Genomic DNA, 17,221 nt, shown 5'->3' with positions numbered 1-17,221 from the left:
AATGGACGCGCGCTCTATTTGCTAATTAGGTCTTCATCCACATCAAGTTGTTTGGAGGCCAGCGCTATCAAACGCTCATTCAGTGGAGGTGGAGAGATATCTACGCCTTCACTGAGTCTCTCAATTACGGTATCGAGTACATTTACTCTTGCTTGCCATTTAAACTCTCCGTTTATTACATGCCACGGCGCGTAGCTGGTGTGAGTATGCTTGAACATGTCATTCGTTGCTTCGATATAGGCTTTACGCATTTTACGGTTATGCAAGTCTTCTTCGGTTAACTTCCAGCGCTTGAAGGGGTTGTGAAGACGCTCTTCAAATCGCTCGCGCTGCTCGCTTGACGATATATGCATAAAGAGTTTGATAATGCGAACCCCGCTGTCACTGAGCGTTTTTTCAAATGCGTTTATTTCGTCATAACCCCGTCGCCATACTTCTTCATCTACCAACTTATCTACTCTTTCTACAAGCACTCTTCCGTAGTGTGAGCGGTCAAATATTTTAAGAGATCCGGGAGAGGGAACCTGTTGCCAAAAGCGATAGAGAAAATGCTTTTCCTGATCTTCTTTAGCAGGCTTTGCCACAGGAAATACGCTTACGCCACGAGGATCAAGCTTTTCTGTAATACGTCTAATCGCGCCACCTTTTCCTGACGCATCCCATCCTTCAAACACAATGAGTGCACGCTTTTTCTGATGAAAGTAAGATTGCTGCACGTGAAAGAGCTTTTCTTGTTGTTGTACTAACGCATCTTTGTACTCTTCTTTACTAGCAAAGCGAGACTGTCCGAAATCTTCAAACAGAACAGGGCTAGAAGAAAGTATCTCTGTGTTATTGGGTTTGCTCATATCCGCCCCTTTATTCGTGTATCGCCGACACTTGGAAGCGTTGTTCACGCTGCTGTTTACTATTTGTCAGTGTTAACCAGTTTGCTTCACATTTCTATCTCAACGTGTCATTTAACTCAAACGCCATTACTGCGCAGTAACTTGAATCGTTAAGTTTTGCCCCAATAATTGCTAACTATCCGCAAGTATTAGATAATTGCGAGCAAGCACAAAGTGCGCAAGCACGAGGTTAATGTAGAGGTGGGTATGTCTGTAGAAACGGCGTTGCCAATTGAGTTTTCAGACGCTGCAGCAGCGAAAGTGAAAGCCCTTGTTTCAGAAGAAGAAAATCCTGATTTGAAATTACGTGTATACGTAACAGGTGGTGGTTGTTCAGGCTTCCAATATGGTTTCACATTCGATGAGAAAGTGAACGAAGGCGATATGACCATTGAAAAAGACAGCGTAACCATGGTTGTCGACCCAATGAGCCTACAATATTTAGTGGGTGGGGTGGTTGATTATGTGGACGGCTTAGAAGGTTCACGGTTTTTAGTTCAAAACCCAAATGCCACAACGACTTGTGGCTGTGGGGCAAGCTTCAGCGTTTAAACGATTTCGTTTGTTCGCTAAATCGTTCTTCAATAGACGATTGCAGCCAAAACGGTAGGCATACATCGCATCATTTTGTATGCCTGTCGGTTGTATCCAACGTTATACTTCCTTTTATTTTTAAATTCCGGCTACACTAATTTCAATATAGATCACGGCTTAGGATAGCGATTATGAAATTGTATGGCTCAACCACTTCTCCCTACGTACGTCGCATTCGCATTGTACTTGCTTCTACCGAGCACGAGTTTTTGAATCTTCAAATCTTTTCAGGCGAAGACCGCGAACTTCTGGCTTCTCGTAACCCCACGCTCAAAGTGCCCTGTCTTGAAGATGACGGCCAAATGATTTTCGATTCCCGGATCATCTACAATTACCTTGCTGACAAGCTTGATCACGATGGCTTGAGTTGGGAAGAAGAGAATCAACTCACCCTAATTGACGCAGCGAATGATTCATTTGTTCAGCTTATGCTACTTAAGCGTTCAGACTTTGATATTAACGAAGACAAAATGTATTACCGACTTCAAAATGAGCGAATTGAAGCGGTATTGAGCGCGCTGGCAGATCAGCTTGATGCGGGTGGTTTTAGTGGATGGACCTACCCAGAAATCTGTTTATACAGCATGATTGATTGGGTGCTTTTCCGTGAGTTGCACAACATGAGAGACTACCCTCAGTTATTAGCGTTTCATGAAAAGCATCACGATCGCATTGAGATAACGGCAACTGACCCCCGTATTTAAGCGGTGGCGTTTTAATTGGGCTTTAGCTAAGCACTAGCTGAACCTTGCACAGACACACTTGTTTAAACACAAAAAAGGGCTAGTTAACCTTTAATAGCCCTTTGCAAAATCAAACTGGTAATTAAGCGGTTCACCGTTGATGTAACGCAGTGCATTTTCTAAAAACACGTCAGCTACATCGCTCGGTTGAGATTCCGCGGCAGTATGAGCGGTCACCGAAATACGAGGGTGCTGCCAAAATGGATGAGCGGAGTCGAGTGGCTCGTTGCAAAATACGTCCAATACTGCATGGGCCAATGTGCCGTTGTCTAAGGCTTGCAAAAGCGCTTCGTCGTTAATAGCACTGCCTCGCCCTGCGTTAATAAACACACTGTGGGGTTTCAGCGCACTAAAAAATTCGTGAGACAGTATATTTTGCGTAGATGGCGTGTCGGGCATTAAATTCACCACATGATCACACGCTCTAGCAAATGCTTCTATATTTTCGGGAGTATAAACAGCCGCTGCACCTTCTATCTGCTTTCCGCTTCTTGTTAACCCCACCACATTCATTCCAAACGCGTGGGCGACGGGAATTAACGCCTGACCAATGCTTCCAAGCCCTACGATACCTAGCGTTTGACCATTTAGCGGCATCCGCTTTGACGCTTCCCATTTGGGCCGAGCGGCGCGCTGGTTTTGCTCAAATGCTTTTACGTTTCTGGCATGCCCAAGTAAGTAAGCAAAAACATACTCTCGCATGAGTTTTCCAAAAATGCCTTTTACGCCAGTAAGCGTGTAGTCTTTTTTGTCTGAAGTTAACAGTGGAGCATTGCCAGCCCAAGTTGATTGACACCAGGTGAGAGCTGAACACTTATCAATTATACGGGAGGCAAGGTCGGGGTCTGCAAGCATTACCGTAACGGTTTCTGAGTTTACATTTTCAGGGCATTGAGCAATTTGTTTAAGCGTTAAAAGCGGGAAACCATCAGCGCCTATGAAGTCGTTATTATCTGCTATTCTTTGGCGAATCGCTTCGGCAATATCATTCGCCTCATCGCTTAAAATGGTGAGTTCAATACTCTTCGAACCCCTTGCTGTCATTCGCTTAACACTCCTAAAGTAAACTTTTCTTTCCTCTGTCTAGCTGCACAATCGTCGGTCGAGTTGTTCTAAAAATGTGATTTAAGTTTTACATTTTTGTAAACAGTGTTGGTGTCATGTATATGCACCTGAAGTCAATTTGCAACGGAATCGCTATGCAGTCAGAAAACAAATTCCAAAACTCAACAGATGTTGATGTAACGCACGCTAAAGTGCTCTCACCTAAGCGTAACACAACCCAAGCTGAAACTACGCAGGCTTTAGTTGAGGAACAACTATCCCATTTCGGTATAAATGCTGAGAGCGACTACGGTAGAGCACTCGCTAACACCGCCCATCACTTATATGGTGCTCAAGCCAGCGTTATGCAGCTATGGGATATCACCAGCAATACCTTGCAAGGACTCGACAAAGAAGACAGATTAGCTTACTTCAACGCAAAAAAGTTTCTGTCTTTTCAAATTGCCAAAATATTAGATACGTTACAAAACCCATTTCGTGCCACGTATCAAAGTTTGTCGAGTGGCAATGGCTCGCAAGGGCACTATCCACTGTTCGACAATGTTACGGCACTTTTTTCTGCAACACCGGTGGTGGTAAGAACAGCGACTTATGTGTATGCCTGTACTGAATGGGTAGATGACGCGTTTCAAGGCAAAGAGTTCACCCACCAAATTTATTCGCGCCTGTTAAACCCTACTAATATCTCTCTTGCTAACGCCATTGTGGACATGGAAGCGGGTCCGTATGCTGCCGAATATTTAGCGTGGAACTTCAACTCGGGCATGGCGGCAATTGATGCGTGTTTATCAAATGTCCTTAGTCACGGCGATGTTTTGATTGTTTCTAGGAATGTTTACGGCGGGGTGTATCAGCTACTCCACGACTACTTTGCTCGCAGCAACCGAATGGATATCCAAATAGCGTGGTTTGATGGATACGACACCGCGAGCTTCGCTGAATTTATGCAGCAAACCAAGGCCGAGCATGCATCACGCTTAAGCAATGGCGCTAAAATGCATGTCTATCTAGAATCGCCTTGTAACCCACATGGCTACGTACTGGACGTGCCTGGAATATGTGAGTTAGCTCATGCACAAGATGCGTTGGTAATGTTGGACTCCACCCTTGCTACACCTGTACTGCACCAGCCACTTCAGCATAAAAACAAAGCTGCGCGACCAGACTATGTCATTCACAGCTATACCAAAGATCTATGTGGCAGTGGCGCAACTACAGCGGGCGTGGTGATTGGTGAAGGACACCGTATGTTCCAGCCAAAAGGCAGTTCAGCAAATGGTGTTGATTGGTCACAGACCATGTTCTGGGATGTTTACTACATTAAAGGCGCGTTCTTAGATTCTGAAAAGGCCTTTGATGTACTAAACGGCATGAAGACCCTAGAGCAGCGTATGATGACGAAGGTCATCAATACCCAAGTGTTTACTGCATTTTTGAATGCTCACGACCAAATTCGCGTTAACTGTCACGCACTGCCTGAACACAGTAATGCCGGGTTGCGCGAGAAGCAGCATACACACGGCTGGCCGTGTACCTTATTCACTGTTGATATGGCCCCGGCAAACCTGCCTCGCGATGTATTTGTGCGGTTCTTCGATGCCCTAGAGCCGGCATTCAGCCACCAAGTGAGTATTGGCCAGAATAATACGATAATTTTATGCCCGGCGCTGACGTCTCATTCGGAACTCAGTACCGAAGAGCAGAAGAAAGCCGGCATAGAATTGACGACTATGCGTATCGCCATGGGTACCGACAACGTTAAACAGCTCATTGCCCACTTCATGTTGGCCGCTAAACATTTTATCGAGCCTCATGTTCCGGGATTTTGTGAGAAGTTTATGGCAAATGCCGACATCGACAATCTGTATTTGTCGGTAAGTGAAAGAGTAAGTTCACAACACTTTGGCAGTAAAGCCAGCATGGATTCACTGATGAAAGGTGCATAGGTTCATTTTTTAGCTCAAGAAGTCGCATTGAGCTGTCGATAAAAAATGTTGAGGATGTTCTCCTTCTCCCGGGCCTTTCCTTACGCGGGCTCGGGATTTTTTTATTTATAGCAAAGGTAAATGACGTTAGAGCGCCTAACTTTTGTTATAAGGTAAGATAGACACAGACCCTTAACATTAAAGAATATCTAAGGCGGCTTTATGCACGAGTTTAAAATTGATGTAACGCTAGATGCATCATTGCCCTTTGTTTTTGCAGCATTTCATGAGCCTGAATATCTTAGTGAGTGGTTTGCGCCGGGCGATTGTTCGGTCACACAAATCATGAGTGATTTCAAGGAAGGCGGTCGCTATCGCATAAAGATGATGGATCCCAGCGGCATTGAAATGTCATTGACTGGTGAGTACGTGACTATTTTAGCGAACGAGCAGCTGTCGTTTTCTTGGGCGTGGGAAGATGATATGGAAGAGTCGGTGATGACATCAGTCGACATTCACTTCGAAAAGACTGAAGAGGGGAATGTAAGGTTGGTGCTCATTCAGCAAGGCTTTGTAAATAAGCAAGAATGCGATCAGCACAACTACGCGTGGATGTCGTGTCTAGAAAAACTTGCCGTATTAGCCGCTAAGAAAAAGTCGTTTAACTAAGGCCACATTTAGATAGTGAGAACGCGTTAGCATTACGCATCGTGTCATTTCAAATAACGCTTTTGAAAAGGGCAGAGCGCTAAGCTCTGCCCAAACAACATCAGGTCAACGATGTCATCGCGTCTTTCCCACTTTTCTCGCGATAGGTTTCAAAATCGTTGTAGCCTTCAACACCACCTCCGTACCATGATGATGGATCGTCAAAGGATTCGAGTGGGTAATCGTGCTTAAATCGAGTCGGGAGATCTGGATTCGTGATCCAAGGTCTTCCAAACGCAATCATGTCACCATCGCCATCAGATAAACGTTTCTCTGCTTCTTCTTTGGTGTAGCCACAGTTTCCAATGATCATTCCGTCGAATAGCGCTCTAAATTCAGCAAGGGTCATGGCTTCGCCCCTTTCATGGAAACCAAAGGCCAAGCCATCCATTACGTGTAAATAACCTATCTCTAATTTATTTAGCTGTTGAGCTACATAGGTAAAAGTTTCACGAAAATCATCAGCCCCCATATCGTTAAATACACCGTTGGGCGATAATCTGACGCCAACGTGCTCTTTAGCCCATACGCTTAGCACTGCGTCCATCACCTCGGCTAAGAAACGGTAGCGATTGGCCAAACTACCGCCGTAGTCATCATCCCGTTGATTACTTCGGCTATCTAAAAATTGATTGATGAGATAACCGTTTGCCGCATGAACCTCCACACCGTCGAATCCCGCTGCCTTGGCGTTTATAGCTGCTTTTTTGTAATCTTGTACAGTGCGCTTTATATCGTCGAATGTCATCGGTTTTGGCACTTCGTAAGGTTTCTTGCCTTTAGGAGTATGAATTTCATCCCCTTCAATTTTTATCGCTGATGCAGAAAGGGGCAAATTTCCATTGTGGAAGTCGCTGTGCGAAGCACGTCCAGTATGCCATAGCTGTAGCACAATCTTTCCGCCTGCCTCGTGCACTCTATTGACTACCGAGCGCCAGCCCTCAACCATGTCGTCAGTATAAATTCCAGGGGTATCAACCCAACCAATACCTTCTTCTGAGATGGCCGTCGCTTCAGTAATAATGAGCCCTGCATCAGCACGCTGAACATAATGATCGCCCATAATTTTATTGGGTATGCGATCTGCGCCTGCTCTGCCTCTGGTCATTGGCGCTAACACCATGCGATTTTGCAATGTATTACCGGCCCAATCATACGAGCTAAAAAGTACTGACTCTGTCATTCGTAATCCTTATCTAACATTGAATAGATTGTTATAGCAGCGCCAAGCGTTACGGCGTGCATGCGTTTTTTGATAGTATTGAATACAGAAATTACGTGAAGTTGGATTGATTAACCTAGTTGCGAGAATTAAATAAATACAAATGAATAAAGTGCACTACGATTAGCAAAAAAAAGCGCCCGAGGGCGCTGTTAAGTGTATTGCAGGGAGGATTAGTTAACTATCAAAGCTGCTAGATTTACGTCGAATCTCAGCCCTAGAACAATAGCGTCATCAAGTTCCATGACCCTGTCGCGCTGTGCGAATTGGTCGGGGTTGATGATGTAGTGAATGTTCGGCTGAATTCTTATGTGGTCGTTGAGCTCATACCCATAACTCAGTTCTAACATAGTCTGACTGCTTGAGGGTGTTCCTACACCGCCGTTGGTGGCTCTTAGTATACGCTGGTCTTCCAACGCTTCGTCACTGTACTGTTGGCGGGTAAATACAAAACCAATGGTATCGTTAGGGCGTGAGGCCAGGGTGCCTCGTAGTACAAAACCCGCTTTTATATAGTAGTTTTCAATCAGCTCACCCGATGTACCACCTAGCACTGCACCGAATAGGGTTAACCCTTCTTTCGTTAGCGGGTTAGGGCGGGTAACGGTTTGTTCAAAACGTGCAAATATACCCGAGCGACCGTTTCTAACTGCGTAATCATTACCTGACTGCGCCGCATAGTTGCCTTCATCATCAAAGACTGGGTCGGTGTAGTCTGCGCCATCGTACCAACCGCCAATCTCGTAACGTCTCGGTAATTCGTCATTGTCCCACGTGGTTTGATATCCCAGAGTGAAGGGGACAACAACACCAGTCGCCTCATTTGTTGCCCAATCGAAGCCGTGATCACCCAAGTCTTGATGACTGGTGTTATCTTCGTAGACGCCGGCATGGAAGTATGTTTTTGGTGAAAGCCAGTATTTTGCATGGCCGCCCCAGCTTGAAACCGGCCACCAAGTAAAGTTACTGGTTCTAAATACAAAGGTTGGATTTCCACAAGCAGCATTGGTTTGAAAGTACTGACAAAGCTCAGAGCCTAAAAAGCTGATATTCGCTACCGTACGGCCACCTTCAAGTTCTAAATCACCATCTAAAAACGAGGAAGAAATCGTAAACCGTGCAAGACGAGTATTTTGACCACCAAAGATCTCTTGTACAGAAGTGCTGTTTCCAATGTAGTGCTCGGCTAAGTTTTTGCCGTGTCGGTTTGTCATAGCAATATGGATTGTAGTGTCATCCCAGCCTGCCAACGAATCTAAATCTAATTCTCCACCAACAAAGAGCTGACCAGCATAGGCACTGCCTCTGCGCTCGCCACCGCTAACATTGGTGGCTGACTCACCCGTATAACTTGCTTGAAAGTCGAACGCGTCTTGTAACTTACCTTGTGATGCCGACACAGTGGAGGCAAAAAGGAAGGGGCTAACTAAGAGCGCTGTATGTAAGCTTTTCTTACATCCAGTGAAATAGCGTGCGGCGTTAGTTGTTTTCATCGTTCTTCTCTCAATAAAAAATGCTTATCAGTCTCCATTTGTCTTTAACGGGGGACTGATATCATCTGCGCGTTTGTTGCTAACCCCTTGTTGATGCTTGATAAATCAGTGTGTGGAACACGTTACAAGGCGTTAACATACGATTGTTTTGAACGAAATCTAACGAACCTTGTAAATTAAATCAACCTTGTTTATTTAATAATATTTTGCAACTTGTAGGTTTTTGGTTAATGAGATAAGGGTGAGATCCGAAGAATATAAGAGATTGAAAAAGCTTTAAGTTAACCTTGTTTGTGTTCCTATCTTATTGACTATTAGTGATTTTATTGCTCACGCGCAGACCAGCAAGGAAAACCCTTTAGCGATGTGTTAATGAGCGTCTAAACATAAAGTATAAATTTTAGCGTAATTCGCATTAAGTAAATTAAATTGATTTATTGACAGGGCAAATGAGCAATGCTTAAATTGGTTAACTAATTATTTACAAGCGAAAGGCCGTTCTTATGAAAAACAACGCCCCTTTGGTTTCCAAAGACACACTGATTCCCTTTGTATTGTTAACGATTTGCTTTGCTGCATGGGGTGTGGCTGCCAATATGACAGATCCCTTGGTTAAAGTTTTTAGTAAAATATTTACCATGTCATCTTTGCAATCGGCACTGGTTCAATTTGCCTACTATGGCGCGTATTTTTGCTTAGCCATTCCTGCTGCTTTTATAAATAAGCGCTTTTCTTATAAAACAGGTGTATTAACCGGACTGGGCTGCGCGGCTGCGGGGGCATTCTTGTTTTACCCTGCAAGCCAAACCATGACTTACGGCTTTTTCCTTGCGGCACTCTTTGTACTAGCCGGTGGTTTATCCATTCTTGAAACGTCGGCGAACCCTTACGTCATGGCGATGGGAAATCAAAAAAGCGCGACACGCCGTTTAAATCTAGCTCAAGCATTTAATCCTGTTGGTACTAATTTAGGTGTGTTTTTGGCTGCAACGCTTATATTGCCAAACCTGAATCAGGCATCTGCACAAGAGCGTGCCGCCATGTCGGTAAGCGAGCTTAAAAACGTGATAGGGGCTGAGCTTGATGCGGTAATGCTTCCTTATGTAGGTATGGCGTGTGTACTAGTTTTGGTTTGGGTTGCAATTTTCCTAATTAAAGCGCCAATTCAAGAATCGGTTGAGTCTAGCGTGGAAGACGTAAAGTTGGGTGCATCGCTTAAGCGCTTGGTTGCCAACAGGCATTATCGGTTTGGCGTGTTGGCTCAGTTCTTTAACGTCGGAGCACAAACGTGCGTGTGGACCTTCACCATCCAATATGCAATGAAAGCGACAGGTGGCAACGAAGTGAGTGGTGGTGAAATTTTACAATACAGCATGATTGTATTTCTAATTTCTCGCTTCGTGATGACGTGGGCTATGCAGTATCTCTACCCAGCTAGACTGCTAATGATCATGTCACTTATTGCCATGGCGCTATGTATCTTTATGACACAGTCACCCAATTTAGCAGGCGTGATAGCATTGGTATCTATTTCTGCATGTTTGTCGCTAATGTTCCCTACGATTTACGGTATTGCACTGGAAGGACTGGGAGATGACACCAAACTAGGCGCAGCAGGTCTTGTAATGGCTATTCTTGGTGGAGCCATTATGCCGCTGTTCCAAGCCGCCATTATCGATAGTGCAGGTGTAGTTGTCTCTTATGTTGTTCCAGCCATTTGCTTCTTGCTTGTAGGTGGCTACGGCTATTTCGATATGCGCGCTAAAAAGAGCAGTGTTAAATCCCCTTTAGCAACAGGCACTGAAACGCTTAAAGAAATGGAAATGGGAATAGCTAAATAGCTTTTAGATGTAACTTCTGAGGGCCAATAATTATATTATTGGCCCTTTTTTATTTTTTAAGAGCACTAGTTACAAGTGCAGGAAATCTCCCATCTCTTAAAAAATCCACTCAATTTATTAACAGCATTTTTTCACTTTATTTTCATCAGTTTAGTGCATGTTGAATATAACTGATTTATCCCCTTTTATGGCGCAGAACACCTGCTAATGCATGAACAGCAATCGTATAATTCACCCCTGACAATTTGGGAGTAAAACGTATGCTGGACTATGTGCTCATTGGCATAGCGGTAATGGCATTATTGGGCGTAGTATTTGAAGAAGTGCTACACGTGAATAAGGCCAAAACCACACTTTTTTTCGGAACATTCGCATGGATCCTTCTTTTCATAGATGCGAATAGGGGCCCTCACCTAGCAGAGCTTAATGAACACCTCATAGAAAACATAAGCGAAATATCCACCCTCTGGTTATTCCTTGTGGCGGCAATGACTTTCGTTGCTTACCTTAACCGCAAAGGTATGATTGAAAACATGTTAAACATTATCATGCCGCAAAAAATAACCCTCAAAAAACTCATTTTCTTTACCGCTATTTTTAGTTTTTGCTTCTCCTCATTAGCTGACAACATCACAGCGACCTTGGTGTCTATTGCCATGGTTTTATCCTTGGGCTTACCCTTCAATCAAACTATGCGATTTGCGGTGCTGGTGGTGTTTGCTGTGAACTCTGGGGGCGTGTCGCTAATAACCGGCGATGTGACCACGCTGATGATTTTCTTAGATGAAAAGGTCACTATAACTCAGCTGCTCCTGCTGATTTTTCCTTCGCTTACCGCAGTACTATTTTTAGCATTACTGTTGAGTATAGGTATGAATGGTACGGTAAAAATTAAAAAGACACGCCATGAACTTAGGCGAGTTGATTACGTTATTGCGGGAATATTCTTATCTACCATTGTGCTGACGTTAATCGCCAATGTACTTTTTGCCATCCCACCTATGCTGTCGTTTTTAGCGGGTATGGCGGTTATGTTCTTAGTCGCAACCTTTATGGGCGAAGAAGAGTATGACGATCCTATCTTGGACTATATTCGCCTAATAGAATTCGACACGCTTCTGTTTTTCCTTGGCGTATTGTTGTTGGTTGGTATGCTTGACCATATTGACGCGTTGGGCGCACTGTTGCATGTATACAGCGTAATGCCTTCAACAGGGGCGAACTTTGTGATGGGTGTGCTGTCTTCCATGATAGACAATGTGCCGTTAACTGCTGCGTTGTTAAAAGCGGACATTGCCATGTCGACGGCCGAGTGGATGGCGTTCACGTATGCAGTAGGCGTAGGTGGATCGTTACTTATTATCGGCTCGTCAGCAGGCATAGTTACTATGAGTAAGGTAAAGGGCCTGACGTTTGCCAAATACGGCAAATTCGCGTTGCTTCTTCTTGCCGCCTATAGTGTGGGGTACACGTTGGTACTGGTGATGGCGAATATGTTTGTTTCCGCAAGTTAAAGTGGTGAAGTGGCATTTATAGACTGAGCCAAAAAAGCGTTTGAGGGCGATAGCCTGTCGCCCTTACGCTTTTTTATATAACGCTCCGAGTACCGTGGCTTTCGAAGCCCCTGTGACTTCAGGCACGTTGCCTGGAATATCATTCATATACGCATGTGCAAACCACGCAAATGCTGCGCCTTCAACGTGCTGTGGATGGATGCCCAGAGCATGGCTGTCTGTTACTACATAATCGCTTAACGCATTGCTCAGGTTATGCATCAATGCTTTGTTGAATGCGCCACCGCCACACACTATCACTTCGCTTTTTGCGCCTTCTCTATTCGTTTTAGGTAAATGCTTCGCAATTTCCTGAGCGATAGTGCTACCTGTTAGCGAAAGTAAGGTTGCTTGCACGTCTTTAGGGGCTAAATTATTGTTCTTTTCTTCGCTTTGTAGCTCTGCACTAGAAGGGAAGTAATCGGCAAGCGCATTGCTTAACCAATTGATATTGAAATACTCTCTGCCAGTACTTTTAGGCGCAGTCACAGCAAAGTAATCATCCAGTAAGAGCCTGTCTAACAGACCTGAGTGACAATGCCCTGACGCCGCCCATGCTCCGTCTTTATCAAAGCTTTTATTTAAATGAAGGCTTATCCACTGATCCATCAAGGTGTTACCTGGTCCGGTATCAAACCCTTTAGGTGGCGAAGCATCTTGTTTTGGCGCAAGCAGTGAAACGTTTGCTATACCGCCAATGTTAACGAGTGCTCGGTGTTTATCATCACTGGCAAATACTGCATTGTGAAAAGCGGGAACTAAGGGAGCACCCTGACCACCAAGGGCAATATCTTTGCGCCTAAAGTCGGCAATAACGTCAATGCCGGTAAGAACAGCGATGGTATTAGGATCGCCTATCTGACAGGTGAAGCCGCGTATGGATGATTCTGCAAAGTGTGCTGACAATACATCGGAATTCGGGTGGTGACGCACGGTTTGGCCGTGCGAGCCGATAGCCGTAATGTCCGAGGGACGTAGGTTGTTTTTCTCAAGCAGCGCTAAGGTGACCTTTGCAAAGGTTTCAGCAACCAGTCTATCAGCGATGGCTAAACTATTAAGTTCATCAGGACCTTCACTACATAGTGCATTGAGTGCAGTAAGTAATTCGGCAGAATAAGGAATTGAATGGGCGGCGAGGGTAGTACAAGACGTATGTGAAATATCGCATAGGACGGCGTCGACGCCGTCCATGCTAGTACCTGACATCAGGCCAATATATTTTGCCATCTAGTCGCCGCTATTGCATCGCAAGCATAATGCGCTTGTTATTATCTAGCTGCTCTTGGCGTATTGCGGCTATTTCCATAAATCTTTCTTTCTCTTCCTTAGCAATAGGAAGCGCCTTCGGTAGCTCTACCGTACGAGGGTTTCGGTGAACACCATCCACTAAGAACTCGTAGTGAAGATGGGCGCCAGTAACCATACCTGAACTACCTAAATAGCCCACGGTTTGGCCTTGCTTAACCGTATCTCCCACTTTCACTGCACGCTTCTTAAAGTGAAGATATTTGGTCGTGTATTTCTCGCCATGCTGAATGAAAACATGGTGACCGTTATATTTATCGTATCCCGCTTTAATTACTTTACCGTCACCCGCAGCCATAATTGGCGTACCAACCGCAGCAACGTAATCTGTACCGCGGTGCGCTTTCCAACGCTTTTGCACTGGGTGGAAGCGAGCTTTTGTGAAGTTAGAGCTTACATATCTAAAATTCACTGGCGCACGCAGGAAGCTCTTACGCATACTGCGCCCTTCAGGCGTGTAGTATGTGCCATCTTCGTGAAGAATAGCACTAAAATGCTCGCCTTGGTTGGTAAATTCCGCTGCTACGATGTCGCCGTAACCGACAAATTCACCATCAATGTACTGCTCTTCGAATACTACGTTAAACGTATCGCCAGATCGGATCTCAATAGCGAAGTCGATATCCCAGCCGAAAATGCCAGCCAAATTCATAATTTGATTGCTGGTTAAACCTGCTTCACTGGCGGCATTCCAAAAACTTGAGTGAATTTCACCTTGGGCGAAGTTGTAGCGAATGTCTACATCTCGCTTTTCAAGCTCAGCGGTTAAGGCGCTGTTCTCATCCGACGATTCTGGACGTACAAACAGGGTTTCAGTCGAAGACAATTTGTACTTCAACTCGCCGAAGCTGCCGTCTTTATTTGCTTTAAACGAAAGTTCATCGCCAGGCAATAAAGTAACCAGCGTTTTCGTAAGCTCACCTGCCTGCGTTACGTTATATACGTCACGCGAAGTGAAGCCAGCACGCTTAAATAGTTTTGCTAATGTATCGCCACTGCGCACCTTGTACGTCTGCCATGAAGATTCTTCTTCACCAGAAAATACGTTGGTTGACGGTGCAATATGAAGCTCCACCGGATAGCGGACGCCCGCATCCAGAATGTGTGCTTCTTGATGGCGACTGGCTTCTACTGGTTCACTTGGAAAAAGAATAAGCCCACCCAGAAATAAGCTAGCTACTGCTAACCCAGTTCTGTGCTGTTTCGGTAATTTTTTAAATAAATTGAGCGCTTTAGAAGCGTCTAATTTCTTTCTCATACTACTGCCCACCTGAGAAATGTTATGTGCACAACACTATTTCACATACGTTGCTCAAAAATGCAACTTTTCTCATTATATTGTTAGCGCAAATTGTTACACCCAATAGCTCTTATCGTCGAGATTATCTCTTGAGTCCACGTTAATTCAGTACTCTGAATTAACGTTAAAAGCTGTTGGGTTTAACAACATGACTGTTTGTAATCCGTTTTTTGACGCGCAAACCTTTTAATGGTTCCGTTGTACGCGTAAAATGCCCGCCAATATTGAATATACAGTTTTTTTAAGAGTGTGACGTACAAATGAAAGATTGGCAAACAGCGCTAGCTGAGATTAAACGGGGCGTTGATGAAATACTCCCCGAAGAGGATTTAATTGAAAAACTAAAATCCGGCAAAACCCTTACTATCAAAGCGGGTTTTGATCCAACTGCGCCTGATCTGCATCTTGGTCACACTGTGTTGATCAACAAGTTGCGTACATTTCAGCAACTAGGCCACAAAGTTGTTTTTCTTATTGGCGATTTTACTGGCCTAATTGGCGATCCTACAGGTAAAAATGTAACACGCAAGCCTTTAAGTAAAGAACAGGTATTAGAGAACGCGAAAACGTATCAAGAACAGGTGTTCAAGATCCTTGACGAAGATAAAACGGAAATACGTTTTAACTCTGAGTGGATGGACGACCTGGGTGCGGCGGGCATGATCAAACTTGCTGCAAGTCAGACGGTTGCTCGTATGCTAGAGCGTGATGACTTTAAAAAGCGTTATAACAACGGTCAGCCAATTGCTATTCATGAGTTCCTGTACCCGTTGGTGCAAGGTTGGGACTCGGTAGCGCTTAAATCTGATGTTGAATTAGGTGGTACAGACCAGCGCTTTAACTTACTAATGGGTCGTGAGCTTCAAAAAGAGCAAGGACTCACTCAACAGTCTATTGTGATGGTACCGCTTCTTGAAGGTCTAGATGGTGTTCAGAAGATGTCTAAGTCTTTGAACAACTACATTGGTATTACAGACGCGCCAAACGACATGTTTGGTAAAGTGATGTCTATTTCTGATGATTTGATGTGGCGTTACTATGATCTTCTAAGCTTCCGTCCGCTAGAAGAGATTGCTGAACTTAAAACTCGCGTTGCAAACGGTGAAAACCCACGTGATATCAAAATCATGCTGGCGAAAGAAATTATTGCACGTTTCCATGACGACGCAGCAGCAGAAGGCGCGCATCAGGACTTTATTCAACGTTTCCAGAAAAATGCTATTCCTGACGACATGCCTGAGCTTGAAATTGCATTAAGCGATGACGGTATTGCCATTGGTAACTTGTTGAAAGAAGCTAACCTTGTAGGTTCGACTTCAGATGCTATGCGCATGATTAAGCAAGGCGCAGTAAAAATTAACGGCGACAAAGTGGAAGACACCCGCTTAGTAATCACCGAAAAAGGTGAAAATGTGTATCAGGTGGGTAAACGCAAGTTTGCGCGTATTACACTAGCCTAATGTTTTTCTGATAGTTTTTGAAAGCCCGCTTAGTTAAGCGGGCTTTTTTTTGCCTGAAATATAAGTACTAGAGGAAAGTAGGGGGATTATTTTTTTAGAAGGCCCTAATTACTCATACAAAGTTGAGCTTCAAGCCAAATTTAACAGTGGGGATATTGACTTTAACGTTTATAAGTAATTGTCGCTAAAAGTTTTTTTATTTTTCTTACTTTTTTTTGAAAAAGTTTGTCAGGTTTTTGCAATCGCTATCGTCTATAGGGGAAAAATCAATCAATGAACCCAACTGTACGATAAGCAGTTAACGCGTAGCAGGCTGGGATGAAACAACAGTGAAACTCAATACTAACGCTTACGCAATGCAAAGGATAAAAACATGACAACGGTAACTTCAACAAGTGCAACATACCATCAAGCTAACAAGAGTCTTCCTGCGAAGGAAGCGTTCACATGGCTGAAAGAGGGTTGGCAGCTTTTCGTAAAAGCGCCTTTTAAATTATTGGGGCTTTCTTTTGTTACCTTATTTGCCGCGGGGCTCATTCAAGCGTTAGCAGGGCCAATTGGCCTAGGCATATCGAAATGGATAGGTCCGCTTCTGGCTACCGTGATGTGGCTGGCCATTGCCAACTTAGCAGAAAATAACAAGCTGAGATTGTCGGGCGGAACCCTGCGCTCATGGACAAATGTTGCCTTGTGGAGTTTGACCGGGCCAGTAATCGCGTGGATCCAATTTCAAATTGGCGCTATGTTAATGGGCGCAGATTCAGTGGCGGCGTTAGCAAATGGTGTTGTAGTAGATGTACCCGCTTGGAAGGTCGGGCTAATGATGGGCTCGGCAACACCAATAAATTTACTGCTTTTATTTGTACCTATGTTGCTTATTTTAAAACATCGCTCAATCCCAGCATCTTTTACAAATAGTATTGCTGCAGTAGTGGGCGCTTATAAGCCGATGTTGATAATAGGTGCCCTGATTTTCTTAACAGTTGCACTTGCGCCCTATACTTTCGCATTGTCGGGATTAGTGTTTGGCCCTATTGTTTCATGTATGTGCTTTGTTGCTTACCAGCGCTTATTTCGCTAATCAGCTAGGAAGCGTAATTCAACTGCTCACTTAAAGCGTGGAAT

The 17,221-nt window shown here is 44.4% G+C and carries 14 protein-coding genes; 8 read left to right on the top strand and 6 right to left on the bottom strand.

Annotated elements, in window-relative coordinates; all coding sequences use genetic code 11:
• Positions 1-14: 14 nt before the first annotated feature.
• A complete protein-coding gene (locus tag BGK61_RS06340) occupies positions 15-848 on the bottom strand; it encodes a polyphosphate kinase 2 family protein (protein ID WP_014999404.1) in 834 nt (277 codons plus the stop codon).
• A 246-nt stretch (positions 849-1,094) separates the two neighbouring features.
• Here BGK61_RS06340 and erpA point away from each other — a divergent pair, with 246 nt between their 5' ends.
• Positions 1,095-1,439: an iron-sulfur cluster insertion protein ErpA gene (gene erpA, locus BGK61_RS06335; protein WP_014999403.1), complete on the top strand. Its 345-nt coding sequence runs from the start codon at positions 1,095-1,097 to the stop codon at positions 1,437-1,439.
• Positions 1,440-1,612: 173 nt separating this feature from the next.
• Positions 1,613-2,185, top strand: a complete 573-nt coding sequence (locus BGK61_RS06330; RefSeq protein ID WP_014999402.1) for a glutathione S-transferase family protein — start codon at positions 1,613-1,615, stop codon at positions 2,183-2,185.
• A gap of 90 nt (positions 2,186-2,275) precedes the next feature.
• Here the strand turns inward: BGK61_RS06330 and BGK61_RS06325 are convergent, their stop codons facing one another.
• Positions 2,276-3,268, bottom strand: coding sequence for a D-2-hydroxyacid dehydrogenase (locus BGK61_RS06325; RefSeq protein ID WP_076012023.1), 993 nt, complete (start codon positions 3,266-3,268; stop codon positions 2,276-2,278).
• Positions 3,269-3,423: 155 nt separating this feature from the next.
• Here BGK61_RS06325 and BGK61_RS06320 point away from each other — a divergent pair, with 155 nt between their 5' ends.
• Positions 3,424-5,235 carry a trans-sulfuration enzyme family protein gene (locus BGK61_RS06320; protein ID WP_044556837.1) on the top strand — a complete coding sequence of 604 codons (1,812 nt, stop codon included), beginning with the start codon at positions 3,424-3,426 and terminating at the stop codon, positions 5,233-5,235.
• A 201-nt stretch (positions 5,236-5,436) separates the two neighbouring features.
• On the top strand, positions 5,437-5,883 hold the full coding sequence (locus BGK61_RS06315) for an SRPBCC family protein (protein WP_014999399.1): 447 nt from the start codon (positions 5,437-5,439) through the stop codon (positions 5,881-5,883).
• A gap of 100 nt (positions 5,884-5,983) precedes the next feature.
• Here BGK61_RS06315 and BGK61_RS06310 read toward each other — a convergent pair whose 3' ends face one another.
• Positions 5,984-7,105, bottom strand: coding sequence for an alkene reductase (locus tag BGK61_RS06310; RefSeq protein WP_014999398.1), 1,122 nt, complete (start codon positions 7,103-7,105; stop codon positions 5,984-5,986).
• Between the two features lie 212 nt (positions 7,106-7,317).
• Positions 7,318-8,637 carry a carbohydrate porin gene (locus BGK61_RS06305; RefSeq protein WP_076012024.1) on the bottom strand — a complete coding sequence of 440 codons (1,320 nt, stop codon included), beginning with the start codon at positions 8,635-8,637 and terminating at the stop codon, positions 7,318-7,320.
• 503 nt (positions 8,638-9,140) lie between these two features.
• Here BGK61_RS06305 and fucP point away from each other — a divergent pair.
• On the top strand, positions 9,141-10,478 hold the full coding sequence (fucP, locus tag BGK61_RS06300) for an L-fucose:H+ symporter permease (RefSeq protein WP_076012025.1): 1,338 nt from the start codon (positions 9,141-9,143) through the stop codon (positions 10,476-10,478).
• 260 nt (positions 10,479-10,738) lie between these two features.
• The gene (gene nhaD, locus BGK61_RS06295; RefSeq protein WP_076012026.1) at positions 10,739-11,992 is read left to right on the top strand and encodes a sodium:proton antiporter NhaD; all 1,254 of its coding nucleotides are present in this window, start codon (positions 10,739-10,741) and stop codon (positions 11,990-11,992) included.
• Positions 11,993-12,055: 63 nt separating this feature from the next.
• Here the strand turns inward: nhaD and BGK61_RS06290 are convergent, their stop codons facing one another.
• Entirely contained in the window at positions 12,056-13,258 is a 1,203-nt protein-coding gene (locus BGK61_RS06290; protein ID WP_076012027.1) for an anhydro-N-acetylmuramic acid kinase, read from the bottom strand.
• A 10-nt stretch (positions 13,259-13,268) separates the two neighbouring features.
• A complete protein-coding gene (locus BGK61_RS06285) occupies positions 13,269-14,594 on the bottom strand; it encodes an OapA family protein (RefSeq protein WP_014999393.1) in 1,326 nt (441 codons plus the stop codon).
• A 302-nt stretch (positions 14,595-14,896) separates the two neighbouring features.
• Between BGK61_RS06285 and tyrS the strand changes: the two genes are divergently transcribed.
• Both tyrS and BGK61_RS06275 read left to right on the top strand, forming a co-directional pair.
• Positions 14,897-16,096 (top strand): tyrosine--tRNA ligase, encoded by a 1,200-nt coding sequence (tyrS, locus tag BGK61_RS06280; RefSeq protein WP_076012028.1) that lies wholly within the window; start codon positions 14,897-14,899, stop codon positions 16,094-16,096.
• 373 nt (positions 16,097-16,469) lie between these two features.
• Complete coding sequence (locus BGK61_RS06275; RefSeq protein WP_076012029.1) at positions 16,470-17,177, top strand: hypothetical protein; 708 nt, start codon at positions 16,470-16,472, stop codon at positions 17,175-17,177.
• Positions 17,178-17,221 lie beyond the last annotated feature (44 nt).

Source organism: Alteromonas abrolhosensis (assembly GCF_001953635.1).
Classification (GTDB): Bacteria; Pseudomonadota; Gammaproteobacteria; order Enterobacterales; family Alteromonadaceae; genus Alteromonas; species Alteromonas abrolhosensis.
Note: the sequence above shows the minus strand (reverse complement) of the source record. Positions and strands in the feature narration are given on the sequence as shown.

Excerpts from the sequence above, each read along its gene's own strand:
- BGK61_RS06340 (WP_014999404.1), bottom strand. The coding sequence starts at position 848 with ATGAGCAAACCCAATAACACAGAGATACTTTCTTCTAGCCCTGTTCTG.
- erpA (WP_014999403.1), top strand. The coding sequence starts at position 1,095 with ATGTCTGTAGAAACGGCGTTGCCAATTGAGTTTTCAGACGCTGCAGCA.
- BGK61_RS06330 (WP_014999402.1), top strand. The coding sequence starts at position 1,613 with ATGAAATTGTATGGCTCAACCACTTCTCCCTACGTACGTCGCATTCGC.
- BGK61_RS06325 (WP_076012023.1), bottom strand. The coding sequence starts at position 3,268 with ATGACAGCAAGGGGTTCGAAGAGTATTGAACTCACCATTTTAAGCGAT.
- BGK61_RS06320 (WP_044556837.1), top strand. The coding sequence starts at position 3,424 with ATGCAGTCAGAAAACAAATTCCAAAACTCAACAGATGTTGATGTAACG.
- BGK61_RS06315 (WP_014999399.1), top strand. The coding sequence starts at position 5,437 with ATGCACGAGTTTAAAATTGATGTAACGCTAGATGCATCATTGCCCTTT.
- BGK61_RS06310 (WP_014999398.1), bottom strand. The coding sequence starts at position 7,105 with ATGACAGAGTCAGTACTTTTTAGCTCGTATGATTGGGCCGGTAATACA.
- BGK61_RS06305 (WP_076012024.1), bottom strand. The coding sequence starts at position 8,637 with ATGAAAACAACTAACGCCGCACGCTATTTCACTGGATGTAAGAAAAGC.
- fucP (WP_076012025.1), top strand. The coding sequence starts at position 9,141 with ATGAAAAACAACGCCCCTTTGGTTTCCAAAGACACACTGATTCCCTTT.
- nhaD (WP_076012026.1), top strand. The coding sequence starts at position 10,739 with ATGCTGGACTATGTGCTCATTGGCATAGCGGTAATGGCATTATTGGGC.
- BGK61_RS06290 (WP_076012027.1), bottom strand. The coding sequence starts at position 13,258 with ATGGCAAAATATATTGGCCTGATGTCAGGTACTAGCATGGACGGCGTC.
- BGK61_RS06285 (WP_014999393.1), bottom strand. The coding sequence starts at position 14,594 with ATGAGAAAGAAATTAGACGCTTCTAAAGCGCTCAATTTATTTAAAAAA.
- tyrS (WP_076012028.1), top strand. The coding sequence starts at position 14,897 with ATGAAAGATTGGCAAACAGCGCTAGCTGAGATTAAACGGGGCGTTGAT.
- BGK61_RS06275 (WP_076012029.1), top strand. The coding sequence starts at position 16,470 with ATGACAACGGTAACTTCAACAAGTGCAACATACCATCAAGCTAACAAG.